General features: G+C 67.4%; 11 protein-coding genes. All 11 read right to left on the bottom strand.

Going from position 1 to position 11,787, the window contains the following annotated elements; genetic code table 11:
- Positions 1-1,098, bottom strand: a 1,098-nt coding sequence (locus NTW26_03430) for a Sua5/YciO/YrdC/YwlC family protein (GenBank protein MCX7021325.1), incomplete at its 3' end; no start/stop codon positions are given.
- A gap of 279 nt (positions 1,099-1,377) precedes the next feature.
- Positions 1,378-3,561, bottom strand: a complete 2,184-nt coding sequence (locus NTW26_03425) for a UvrD-helicase domain-containing protein (protein ID MCX7021324.1) — start codon at positions 3,559-3,561, stop codon at positions 1,378-1,380.
- A 115-nt stretch (positions 3,562-3,676) separates the two neighbouring features.
- Positions 3,677-4,279, bottom strand: coding sequence for a DUF4388 domain-containing protein (locus NTW26_03420; protein MCX7021323.1), 603 nt, complete (start codon positions 4,277-4,279; stop codon positions 3,677-3,679).
- A 198-nt stretch (positions 4,280-4,477) separates the two neighbouring features.
- Complete coding sequence (locus NTW26_03415) at positions 4,478-5,059, bottom strand: GTPase domain-containing protein (GenBank protein ID MCX7021322.1); 582 nt, start codon at positions 5,057-5,059, stop codon at positions 4,478-4,480.
- A 127-nt stretch (positions 5,060-5,186) separates the two neighbouring features.
- Positions 5,187-5,678: a roadblock/LC7 domain-containing protein gene (locus NTW26_03410; GenBank protein MCX7021321.1), complete on the bottom strand. Its 492-nt coding sequence runs from the start codon at positions 5,676-5,678 to the stop codon at positions 5,187-5,189.
- A gap of 463 nt (positions 5,679-6,141) precedes the next feature.
- Positions 6,142-6,774, bottom strand: coding sequence for a recombination mediator RecR (recR, locus tag NTW26_03405; GenBank protein ID MCX7021320.1), 633 nt, complete (start codon positions 6,772-6,774; stop codon positions 6,142-6,144).
- Positions 6,775-6,932: 158 nt separating this feature from the next.
- Positions 6,933-7,829, bottom strand: a complete 897-nt coding sequence (locus NTW26_03400) for a PfkB family carbohydrate kinase (GenBank protein MCX7021319.1) — start codon at positions 7,827-7,829, stop codon at positions 6,933-6,935.
- On the bottom strand, positions 7,816-9,504 hold the full coding sequence (locus NTW26_03395; GenBank protein MCX7021318.1) for a dihydroxy-acid dehydratase: 1,689 nt from the start codon (positions 9,502-9,504) through the stop codon (positions 7,816-7,818). Before NTW26_03395 ends, NTW26_03400 begins: the two co-directional genes overlap by 14 nt.
- Positions 9,488-9,892, bottom strand: coding sequence for a hypothetical protein (locus tag NTW26_03390; GenBank protein ID MCX7021317.1), 405 nt, complete (start codon positions 9,890-9,892; stop codon positions 9,488-9,490). The genes NTW26_03395 and NTW26_03390 overlap by 17 nt, the downstream gene beginning before the upstream one ends.
- Before the next feature lie 160 nt (positions 9,893-10,052).
- The gene (coaE, locus tag NTW26_03385; GenBank protein MCX7021316.1) at positions 10,053-10,670 is read right to left on the bottom strand and encodes a dephospho-CoA kinase; all 618 of its coding nucleotides are present in this window, start codon (positions 10,668-10,670) and stop codon (positions 10,053-10,055) included.
- Between the two features lie 77 nt (positions 10,671-10,747).
- Positions 10,748-11,787: His/Gly/Thr/Pro-type tRNA ligase C-terminal domain-containing protein (locus NTW26_03380; protein MCX7021315.1), on the bottom strand; the 1,040-nt coding region annotated here is incomplete at its 5' end.

Raw genomic sequence — 11,787 nt, 5'->3', positions numbered from 1 at the left:
GCAGCGCAGGTGGATCGGCCGGTCGTGGGTCAGGAAGGCGTCGGCGATGCCCCCCAGCCGGGCGAGCGCGTCGGCGTCGTCGAAGGCGATGGGCTCGTCGGCCCGGTTGCCCGAGGTGAGGACCAGCGGCCCGCCGAAATCCGTCAGCAGAACGTGGTGCAGCGGGGTGTAGGGCGGCATGACGCCCAGGCGGCGCTGGCCGGGGGCCACCGAGGGGGCGACGCGCTCTCCGCCCTCTTTCACCGGCAGCAGGACGACGGGGGCGCGGTTGGATTCCAGCAAATCCGCGGAGGCCTCGTCCACGAGGCAGTAGCGCCTGATTTCGTCGAGGTCGCGCAGCATGAGGGCGAAGGGCCTTTCCAGCCGGGCCTTGCGCCGTCGGAGCTCGGCCACGGCCGGTTCATTCAAAGCGTCGCAGGCCAGATGGTAGCCGCCCAGGCCCTTGACGGCCAGTATCTTCCCTTCTTTCAATAAGTTGACGGCCTCGCCGAACACTTGTTCGCCAGTGGCGAGGGTTTTCCCCGCCGGGTCGGTCAGCCTGACCGTCGGGCCGCAGACCGGGCAGCAGACCGGCTGGGCGTGGAAGCGGCGGTCGGCCGGGTCGCTGTACTCCCGCGCGCAGTCGGGGCAGAGCCCGAAACCGGCCATGGTGGTCAGCGGCCGGTCGTAGGGCAGGTTCTTTATAATCGTGAACCGGGGGCCGCAGTTGGTGCAGTTGGTGAAGGGGTAGCGGTGGCGGCGGTCGGCGGGGTCGGCGATTTCCGCACGGCAGTCGGCGCAGGTCGCGACGTCCGGCGAGACCAGGGTCATCTCCCCGCCGGAAATGGGGCTCTCGCGGATGGTGAACGCGGTTCCGGCGGCCTCGGGAATTTCCCCGGCCTCGACGTTATTGACGCGGGCCAGCGGCGGCGCGTCGTCGCTCAGGCGGCGGACGAGCCCGTCCAGCGTCCCGGCCGGACCCTGGGCCTCGACCCAGACCCCCGACGCGTCGTTGAGGACGAAGCCCGCCAGGCCCAATTCCCGGGCCAGGCGGAAGACGAAGGGCCGGAAGCCGACCCCCTGGACGGTGCCGGTGACGTGGACGCGCAGTCGGGGCATGGGTCCCTTTGGAGAGATACCGCTGCCCAGTCTAGCGGCGAATTTAGGCGGCGTCAATCGGCGGTCGCACGCGGGCCGACCGGTCGGCCGAACCCTACGAGTCTAAATGTAGGGCGGGGACTTTAGTCCCCGCCGCTTTGCCCCTCGCCCTAACCCGTAGGCAAGCCTCCCCCCAGAGGGGGGAGGGGGATTGACGTAGGGGCTGACCTTCAGATCGGGGTGAGCCCCTTTTTTAAAGGCAGCCCTCACTCCCTCCCGGTCCCGGGATGTTGACGAGGCTCACATCTTCTGCAGACTGGCGAACTTGGCGACGAGCTTCTTGATGCCGTGGCGGGCGAATTTGACGGTGAGCTTGAGGTTGTCGCCGTCCCCGGCCCGGGAGAGGATTATCCCCCGCCCCCACTTTTCGTGCCAGACCCGGTCCCCGATGGAGTAGGCCGGCGCCGCTTTCTTCGCCTTCTCCCGCTCCTGCTCATGCTCCACGGCCAAAAGGTCCTGGGAGGTCGCGAACATGGTCAGGTTGTGGACGGAGTGGTCCTCGAGGAGGCTGGCGGGCAACTCCTTCAGAAACGGGCTGGGCTTGGTCCACACCTTGCGGCCCTCGAGATTGCGCCGCAGCGCCCGCGTGAGATAGACCGAGTATCGGGCACGGGTCAGCCCCACGAAAAAGAGGCGGCGCTCCTCCTCTACTTCATCTTCCCTGGAGGAACTCCTGTACATCAGGGGCAAAAGCCCATCCTCGACGCCGGTGATGAAGACGATGGGGAACTCGAGCCCCTTGGAGGCGTGGAGGGTCAGAAGGGACACGGACCCCGCGGTTTCGTCGAAGTCGTCTATGGGGGCGGCCAGGGAGACTTCCTCGAGGAACTCCTCCAACATGCCGTCGGGTTTCGAGGAGATGAAATCGTGGGCCGTGTCCACGAACTCCTCCACGTTCTCCAGCCGGGAAACGGCGTCGCCCGCCTTCTGCAGCCAGCTCGTGTAGTCCACGCGCTCCAAGAGCATCTCGAGCAGCTTGTCCACCGGCTCGCGGATCGTCGTAAACTCGTCGAGGAGGTCCATCAGCCGGACGACGGCGCGCCGGGCCCTGGGGGGAATCAGCTCCTCGTCCACGCAGCGCCGGACGGTGTCGAAGAGAGCGTTGGGATTCCGCTCTATCTCCTCCATCACGCGGTCCACGGAGATTTTTCCCACCCCGCGGCTGGGGACGTTGATTATCCGGCGGAAGCTGAGGATGTCGTTGGGGTTGACGATGAGCCGCAGGTAGGCCAGGAGGTCCCGTATCTCGCGGCGGTCGTAGAACCGGGAACCGGCGATGGTCGTGTACGGGATGGACCGTTTGCGAAGGGCGTCCTCCAGGACCCGGCTCTGGTCGTTGGTGCGGTAGAGGATGGCGTAGTCGGCGTAGTTCGACTTCTTCTCCGTGTTGACCGATCGGAAGATTTCCGTGGCGATCCAGCCCGACTCGTCGTACTCGTCGGACCCGGCGTACACGCTTATCTTCACGCCCTCCTCGCCTCGCGTCCACAGGTCCCGATCGAGGTTGAGCGGGCGCGGGTTGTGGGAGATGAGGGCGTTGGCCGCCTTGAGGATGGTCTGGGTCGAGCGGTAGTTCTCCCGCAGGGTGATGAGGCGGACGTTCGAGAACGCCTGGGGGACGCTCAGGATGTTCGACGGATCGGCGCCGCGCCAGCGGTAGATGCTCTGGTCGGGATCGCCGACGATGACGAGCCCGTCGCTCTCAGAGGCCAGGGCCCGGATGAGCTCGTGCTGGGCCGTGTTGGTGTCCTGGTACTCGTCCACCAGGATGTGCTTGAAGCGGCTCCGCCAGCGCTTGAGTATTTCCGGGAATTCGGTAAAAAGCTTCACCGTGACCAAAATCAGGTCGGCGTAGTCCAGGGCTCCCGAATCGAGGAGCTCCGTCTGGTAGCTCTCATAGAGGGCCTTGATTCTCTTCTCGTGGGCCGTGTGGGCCGGGAACGCCTCGTGCTCCACCAGGTTGTGCTTGGCCCGCTCGATGACCGCCAGGACGTCGGTGGGCTTCAGCGAGCCGGGCCCCTCACCCGGTCCGACCAGCCGCTTGAGGATGGCCAACTGGTCGGCCTGGGTGGCGATGACGAACTCGCTCTCCCGTCCGGGGATGTGGGCGATTTCGCGCCGCAGCAGGCGGGCGCAGAAGGCGTGGAAGGTGTGAACCCAGACCCTGGCGGCGGTCGCGGCGCCGGTGCGCTCACCGATGAGCGAATCCACCCGGACCCGCATCTCGGTCGCCGCCTTGTTGGTGAACGTCACCGCCAGAATCTCGTCGGGCTTGGCGTCGCCCTGGTCAATAAGATGGGCCACCCGGGTGGTCACCACCCTGGTCTTCCCGCTTCCCGCCCCGGCCAGTACCAGAAGCGGCGACCCACGGTGAGTCACCGCTTGGAGCTGGATCGGGTTCAGGAAAATGAGCAGGTTGTCCATCGTTGCAGCCCCGGATTACGCTAAAAAAACCCCGTGCTCGATCACAAGCGACCGGCCCGCGAAGAACCGTCCACCACCTCCGCCTCCGGTGAAACCCACACCGGGGTCCGGCGGGTCAGAGGGGCGGCTGATCCCAGTCGGTGGACGTCGTGGGCGGCCCGTCATCGCCCAGAGGCGGATCACCGCCGAGTTGCTGCAGCAATCCGATACCCAGGAGCTTCTCGATGATCTGGAGGGTGGAAACCTCGTCAATCTCGCTGTCGGCGCAGATTGCGGCGATGCTCCGCCGACCGTCCACCAGGGAGAGGACCTTCCACTCGTCGGTTGAGAGGTGGATGTCGTCCACCTTTCCGGCGACATTGGCGAAGTGGAGAACGGTGTCCGGAGGTGGAAGATCCGTCTGCAGATCCGCCAGCTCGTCGGACCGACGGGCGGCCTCCAGAATCAGGTTCGTCGCCGAAATTTCGATGGAACGGCGGGTGGGGTAGATGGTCGTGTCGAAGCGGAAGCGGCCGGTCTTCCAGTTGAGGAGGTTGTACGCCGCTTCCTCGCCGGTCAGGTTCTTGTACGTGGCGTGGACCAGCTCTCCCTTGCGGAAGTACAGTGTGCCTATCTCCTCGCCGTGACGGATGGACAGAGCACCGGTTCGCTTGCCCATCTGCAGCATCTGCAGGATATCGGGCAGCGAGAAGCTCTTCAGGTCACCGTCGAAGGCCATGAGCCGGTTTTTTTTAGTTTACTACGCCCCCCGGACCGGAGGGGCACAGAGTTTTATTGACCAAAGGCGTGCGGCGCACACCCCGGTAAATGCGCCCGTTGGGAAAATTTCTCTAGCCCGAAGGGTGACCGCCCCTGGATGGTAAAAAGGAAAGCGCGGATTGAAAGCGTACCCGCGGGGCTCCTCTCAGGCTGTCTGCTACTGGCTGAGGGCGGCGAGGACCAGCTTCGAGATGGCCCGCAGGACGTCGAAAACGCCGACCCCCTCCGTGGCGATCGCCTCGAAACCCGGGTCGTCGCGGTGGTTGAGCTGGCGCTCCAGATCGTCCACGGGGACGATGTTCGCCAAGTCCCGTTTGTTGTACTGGAGCACCATGGGGAGGTCGTTGAACTCGTAGCCTTGGGAGTGGAGGTTCACCTTGAGGTTCTCCAGGCTGTCCAGGTTATCCTCCATGCGCTCGATCTGGGAATCCACGACGAAGACCAGGCCGTCCACCCCCTTGAGGATGAGCTTCCGGCTCGCGTCGTAGTGGACCTGTCCCGGCACGGTGTAGAGGTGAAAACGGGTGGTGAAGCCCTGGATGGTGCCCAGGTCGAGGGGGAGGAAGTAGAAAAAGAGTGTGCGGTCGGTCTCGGTGGCCAGACTCACCAGCTTGCCCTTCGAGGCGGGGTCTATCTTCTTGTGGACGTAGAGAAGATTCGTGGTCTTCCCGCACAGACCGCAGCCGTAGTAGACGATTTTGCAGTTTATCTCTTTGCTGCCGTAGTTGATCAGTGACATCTAGGTCGTCCTTGTCGGGAAGGCGCGAAAACTAAAGGACGTGGACGGCGTCGGGTTCTGTACCCTGTAGGGGTCCCGCGATCATTTCTGGTCGGGTTCGGGTCCATCACCTGCCGGGAGGGGCGGATCAATCCCGGAAGAGGTTGTCTATCTCGCTTTCGGCGACGGAGGCGAAAGAGGAATCCAGGGTCCTCTGGTGTCCGGAGGCGCCGAGCTTTGAGAAGATGTTCTCGAAGACGGTGGAGAGCTCCTCCAGCGCCTTCTTGACCCGCAGGCGCACCAACCCGAGAGAGGTGCGGTTGTCGAAGACGATGACCAGAATCACCCGGCTCTGCACGACGGAGATGTGGATGGACTCTTTCTCGCCCTGGTGAAAAAGGACGCTGAACTCGTCCTGCCCGAGAATCTTCGCCAGGGCGCTGGTGGCGGCGAAGTTGCCCGCCGACAGGCTGGCGAAGGCCGTCGAGTCCATGTTCGACGTGTCGCCGTGGGAGCTGATGAGCTGCCCCGAGCGGTCCACGAGGAGCACGATACGGGCGTTGGACTCCGTCAGCAGGCGCGACAGGGTCTGGTTGATTATCTGGTAGTCTTCCTCGAACAGTTCAACGGTTTGAGCCATGAGGAAAGAGTCCTCCTGAAAAGGGTTGGCCCACAGTAATTTATCCCAAGATGGAGGAGTCAGTCCGGCTGTGGACTATCCGCTCCATCCTGAAAAGTGGTGGCCCACCGTAAGTGACCCAGATAACAAGGGGTTTAAACCCCTTGTCTCTTTTGTAAGGGGCCCATATCCACCCGGTCTCCCCGGGGCCGAACCGAGCGAAGAGTAGGGGCGACCCTCCGTGGTCGCCCGCGGGCGGGGACGGAGCCCCGCCCCTACGGGCCCACGTACCCCTTGACCCGGGGGACCGGTCCGATTCCGAGATGCCCTCCCCGATGAGAGACCGTTGAAGGGGTAAGTAATTATAGCAAAAAGCGTTCCGTATGTATAAACCCATTTTCCCGGGCCGCCCGCTCCCCTGGGGTCCTATTTCCCCGTGGGCGTAAGATTGAGCGGTACGCTCCATGCGAATGCCCCCAGCCCCCTATTTCCCGGTGTACCCGTACTCCCGCCGACCCTCCAGGGCCAGGCGCAGGGAGACCTCGTCGGCGTAATCCACATCGGCCCCGGGCGCCAGGCCGACGGCGATCCGCGTCAGTGTTACGCCGAAGGGTTTCAAAAGTTCGTGGAGGTAGCTGGCGGTGGCCTCACCGGCGGTGGTGGGGCTGGTGGCCAGAATCACCTCCCGGAACGATCCTCCGGAAACCCGCCGGGCCAGCGCGTCCAGGCCAAGCTCCACGGCCCCGATCCCGGCCAGGGGGTCGAAGAGCCCGCCCAGCACGTGGTACAGCCCGTCGTAAACCCCCGTCTTCTGGAAGGCCTCGACGTTGTAGGGCTCCTCGACGATCAAGAGGCGGCTCCTGTCCCGCCGGGGATCGGTACAGATCGGGCACTCGAGCGGCGTCTTCTCCGACGACCCCTCCGCCCGCTCCGCCACGTTTCCGCAGACCGAGCACAGACCGACGCGGTCCTTGAGGGCGACCATGGCCCGCGCCAGTTCCGCGGCCTCCTCACGGGTCGCGCGGAGGAGATGGTACCCGATGCGCTGGGCCGATTTGGGGCCCACGCCGGGCAGGCGACGCAGCGCCGAGAGGAGTTTCTGTAAGCTCGGGACCAAGGTTTCGGCTCGGACTGTAGATGTGGGGGACTGGCCGATATTTTCAGATAGGAAACTACCAGACGGCTCCGCGTCCTGTCAAGAGATACGGATCCCGGCGGGTCCGGGTAGGGGCGGCGGACCGCCCGGACCGTCCGTTTTTTTTAGGAAAACGCCCGTCAGGCGGGATTCCCGACCGTATAGCCCCAAGCGCCGAGGGACTCGACGCACCGCGCTCCGGCGTCCGCCGCGGCCCGGCCTATCTCCCCGGGGGACCGCCCCCGGGCGAGGTGAAAAAGCGCCGCGCCCAGAGCCGCGTCGCCCGCCCCGGTGGGGTCCACACACTCCGCGGGCGTCGCCGGAACAACCACCTGTCCCCCATCGGCGAGGAGGACGAGGCCGTTCGCGCCCAGCGTGAGCATGACGAAGGGATGTCGGGACGCCCCGCGTAGGGCTACCTCGAGCGGGTCGCCGCCGCCCCAGAGCATCCGGCCCTCGTCCAGGTCCGCCTTGACGAAGGCGAGGCGCGGCGAGAGCTCCTCGTACACCGCCCGCGCCTCCGCGGGCGAGGCCAGAGCGGAGCGGTGGTTCACGTCGTAGGCGACGGCGGCCCCGGGGGCGGCGAGGTCCAGAAGGCGGCGCACCGTCGCCCGGGTGGTTGGGTTCAGCGAGGCGAAGACACCGGAAATCAGCACCATATTTGCCTCGGCAATCGGCTCCCCGTCCAGGTCGTCGGGGGCGAGCCTCCCGCCGGCGCTGCCCTCGCGCGCGTAGCCGAACCGGCCATAGGGGCAGTCGGCCCCGATGGTGTACACCGCGTTGAAGGGCCCGCCGATTACGACGGCGGGGCTCCACAGGCCGACGCGCTCGAGCTCGCCTCGCAGGAGCGGCAGGTGCTCGTCCTCGGCCAGTCGGCAGGCGAAGGCCGCCCGTCCCCCGGTGCGGACGAAGGCCAGGGCCGCGTTCGCCGCGGCGCCCCCCACCCCCAGGTGCCCGGGGTGCCGGGCGTGGCGCTCCACCATCAACTCCCCGGCGGTGAACATCAGGGGCGGTTGGGCACGATTACCCCCGCGCATCCAAGCCACCTCCCTCGTCGGCCTGGAGGGCCGATTTTCGGTACAGCGCGAGCAGACCGGACCCCTCCGGGAGCACCGGCGGGGTCCAGGCGGCGCGCCGCCGTTCGAGCTCGGATGCGTCCACCAAAAGCTCCAGACGCCTCTCCTCCAGGTCCACCAGGACCGCGTCGCCCTCCCGCACCAGGGCCAGGGGGCCGCCCACCGCCGCCTCGGGGCAGACGTGGCCCACGCACGGCCCCGCGGTGGCCCCGGAGAAGCGGCCGTCGGTGACCAGGGCCACCGCGCCCGACAGCGCGGGGTGCTCGCGGATGGCGGCGGAGAGGTAGAACAGCTCCGGCATCCCCGCCCCCCGTGGACCCTGGCGGGCGAGGACGACCACGTCGCCGGGCTTCACCGCCCCGATTGCCACCGCGTCCAGCGCGGCGCCCTCGGAGTCGAAGACGCGGGCCGGGCCCTGGAAGCGCGTCCGCTCGAACCCGGCGAGCTTGACCACCGCCCCTCGCGGCGCCAGGTTGCCGAAGAGAACGCGGATCCCGCCCGGAGGACCGAAGGAGGCGTCCGCTCCGGGGCTCACGTAATTTCCGGGCGACTCGCCACTCTCGGCTAAAAGGGCGCTCCGGCGTTCCGGGTCGTCCCGGCAGCGCCAGTCGTCCAGGGCCTCGCCCCAACTCCCCGAGACCGTCCGGGCCTCGGAATCGAAGAGGCCGAGCCCGGTCAGCAGCTCGACCACCGCCGGGACGCCGCCGGCCAGGTGGAAACGATCGGTCGGGTGCGCGCCCGCCGGACGCAGGTTGACCAGGCGGGGCACCTCCGCCGCGATACGGTCCACCCCGCGCAGGTCGAAGGGGACGCCCAGCTCGTGGGCCAGGGCCGCCAGGTGCAAGAGAGCGTTGGTCGAGCCGCCCAGCGCCGCCAGCAGGGCCACGGCGTTTTTAACCGAACGCGCGTCGAGGAGGTCCCGAGGCGTCGTACCCGCCCCGACGAGGCGCATCAGCGTCTGGGCCGACCGCCGGCAGGCCGAGAGCTGCGCGGGACCGAGAGGCGGCAGGAGCTCCGAGCCGGGGAGCGCCAGGCCGAGCCCCACTGCCAGGCACTGCATGGTCCCCGCCGTGCCCATGAATGCGCAGGCGCCGGGACCGGGGCAGAGCCCGCGGCTCTTTTCCTCAAACTCATCCGGAGAAATTTCACCACGCCGACGGGCCGCCGCCAGTTCCCCCGCGTCGGCCAGGATCCCGCCGTCGGCGGAGCGGGGCATCACCCCGCCGGGCACCAGGACAGCCGGGAGGCCCAGCCGGACCGCGGCGATGAGATGGGCCGGGATGGATTTATCGCAGGAGGAGAGGAAGAGGACGCCGTCGGCGTGACCGCCACGGGCGTGCAGCTCGGCGGCCAGGGCGTAGAGCTCGCGGCCGGCGAGGGAGAGACCCATGGCGGGAGTCCCCTGGGCCACGCCATCGCAGAGGTCTGTGCAGAACGAGCGGTAAGGCGCGCCGCCGGCGCGGCGGACCTCGTCGGCGCAAAGCTCGGAAAGCCGAAGCAGGTGGGAGGAGCCGGGGTGGGTCTCCCCGGCGGAGGATTCGATTAAAACCCAGGGACGGCCGGTCTCGTCGGGGCGCATCCCCGCGGCCAGGCGCAGGGGCACCGCCTCGGGCGCCGATTCACGGAAGCCGGGCAAGAAGGTCCTCCATCGCCCCCTGGAGTTTTTCCCAGGCGCCGTCGCGCAGCCACTCCCGCCGCACCAGCTCCGAACCCAGTGCCACGGCGAAGGCCCCCGCCGCCAAATAACCGGCGACCTCGTCGAGTGAGACGCCGCCGGCGGGAATAAGTCGCATATCCGGGAGGGGGGCGAGGAGCGCCCGCAGGTAGGCGGGTCCGCCCAGCTCCCTTGCCGGGAAGATTTTCACCAGAGCCGCTCCCGCCCGGATGGCCGCGACCGCCTCGGTGGGGGTGGCCGCGCCGGGGATGTGCGGCGTATCCAGCCTCCGCGCCCGCTCCAGCAGCGCGGGGTCCGAATGAGGCGAAACGGTGAAGGCGGCCCCACGCCGGACCGCCTCCTCCAACATTTCAACCGACGACACGCGTCGGGGCAGGTGAGCGCCACCTCCAGCACCGATGCCCCCCCGGCGATGAGCGCACGGGCGGCCGGCAGGGCCAAACCGGCCTCGGTCGTGCGGATTACCGGCACCACCCGGGCCGCGCCGATGGCCTCCACCGGCCGGGGCGTCACGTGGCCCTCGCCCTCTTCAGCGGGGCGAGCTGGTGCTCCCAGAGGAACCAGACGCGCCGCTCGAGCGCTTCCAGGTCGTTGTCGTTGATGATGACAAAGTCGGCGCGCTGGACCTTGACTTCCTCGCGGAGCTGGCTGTTGAGCCGCTGCCGGGCCTCGATTTCCGTCAGCCCATCGCGCAGCAACCGCCTGAGCGCCAGTCCCTGGGCGGCCCGAACCGCCACCACCGCATCGAAGAGCCGTCCTATCCCCCACTCGAAGATGAGCGCCGCGTCCACCACGAAGGCCTCGGCGTCGTTACGGTTCCGGGCCTCCTCGACGGCGGTGCGGACGCCCTCGATGAGGGGCGGGTGAATCAAATTGTTGTAGCGGACGAGGAGCTCCCTGTCCGCGAAAACCATCCTCCCCAGGCACCCCCGGTCGATCTCGCCGCCCGAGTCCAGGATGTCCCGGCCGCAGAGCTCCACCACCGCGTCCCGAATCCACGGTTCGCGGAGGAGCCTGTGCCCGAGCATGTCCGCCTCGACGACGTCCAGGCGCGCGATCTTGCCCAAGAGATCGAGCGCCGTCGTCTTGCCCGATGCCACGCCGCCTGTCCAACCCAGTGTCAGCACGTTGGCTCACCTATAGCAAGGGGCCGACGGCGCATCCTGACACGCGCCGGCCCACGCCGTTTTACGAATCCCTAGAATCAATAGGCCCGGGCGAAAATCGCCTCCCAGCGGGCCTCCTTGCCGCAGACCAGGCACGCCCCCCGCTCCTCGGGCTGATTGAAAGGCAGGAGCCGGATGGTGGCCTTGGTCTTATCCTTGACCTCGTTCTCGCAGGCCGCGTCCCCGCACCAGGGTGCGTGGTAGAGGCCGCGCTTCTCCTCCAGGCCGGCGGAAAGCTCGGCCAGCGTGCCCACCCGGAAGGTGAGCTCCTCGCGGTACGCCAGAGCCTGGCGGTAAAGCCCCTCCTGGATCTGATCCAGGGTCTCCTTCGTCACCCGGGGCAGGTCCGAGACCAGCACCGGCCGCTTCTCGCCCGTGTCCCGCCGGACCAGGGTCACCTGGTCCCCCTCCATATCACGGGGGCCCACCTCGAGACGGATCGGCACCCCGCGCAGCTCGTGCTCGGCGAACTTCCACCCCGGGCTCTTGTCCGAATCGTCCAGCTCCACCCGGAAATCGGAGAGTATTTCGGTGACGTAGGAGCAGTAGTGGAGGGTCTCGTCCCGGGTCTTGTCGAAGAGGATGGGGACGACGATCACCTGGACCGGGGCGATCCGGGGCGGCAGCCGCAGGCCGCGCTCGTCGCCGTGGGTCATCACCACGGCGCCCACCGCGCGGGTGCTCACCCCCCAGCTCGTCTGCCATACGTGCTTTTGGGACTCGTCCTCGTCCAGGAAGGTGATGTCGAAGACCTTCGCGAAGTGCTGGCCGAGATTGTGTGAGGTGCCGGCCTGCAGCGCGTAGCCGTCCTTCATGAGCGCTTCGATGGAGTAGGTCATGTCGGCGCCGGCGAACTTCTCCGCATCGCTCTTGGCCCCGGGATGGACCGGCATCGCCAGGTCGGTCTCGACGAAGTCGCGGTAGACCTCGAGCATGCGCAGCACTTCCGCCTGACAATCCGCGGCAGTGGCGTGGGCGGTGTGGCCCTCCTGCCAGAGAAACTCGGCGGTGCGCAGGAAGGGCCGCGTCGTCATCTCCCAGCGCACCACGTTCGCCCACTGGTTGATGAGCACCGGCA

Source organism: bacterium, from assembly GCA_026398675.1.
GTDB lineage: Bacteria > RBG-13-66-14 > RBG-13-66-14 > RBG-13-66-14 > RBG-13-66-14 > RBG-13-66-14.
The sequence above is the reverse complement of the archived record's forward strand: the minus strand, read 5'-3'. Positions and strand labels throughout refer to the sequence as shown.

Excerpts from the sequence above, each read along its gene's own strand:
- NTW26_03425 (MCX7021324.1), bottom strand. The coding sequence starts at position 3,561 with ATGGACAACCTGCTCATTTTCCTGAACCCGATCCAGCTCCAAGCGGTG.
- NTW26_03420 (MCX7021323.1), bottom strand. The coding sequence starts at position 4,279 with ATGGCCTTCGACGGTGACCTGAAGAGCTTCTCGCTGCCCGATATCCTG.
- NTW26_03415 (MCX7021322.1), bottom strand. The coding sequence starts at position 5,059 with ATGTCACTGATCAACTACGGCAGCAAAGAGATAAACTGCAAAATCGTC.
- NTW26_03410 (MCX7021321.1), bottom strand. The coding sequence starts at position 5,678 with ATGGCTCAAACCGTTGAACTGTTCGAGGAAGACTACCAGATAATCAAC.
- NTW26_03400 (MCX7021319.1), bottom strand. The coding sequence starts at position 7,829 with ATGCGCGGGGGTAATCGTGCCCAACCGCCCCTGATGTTCACCGCCGGG.
- NTW26_03390 (MCX7021317.1), bottom strand. The coding sequence starts at position 9,892 with ATGTTGGAGGAGGCGGTCCGGCGTGGGGCCGCCTTCACCGTTTCGCCT.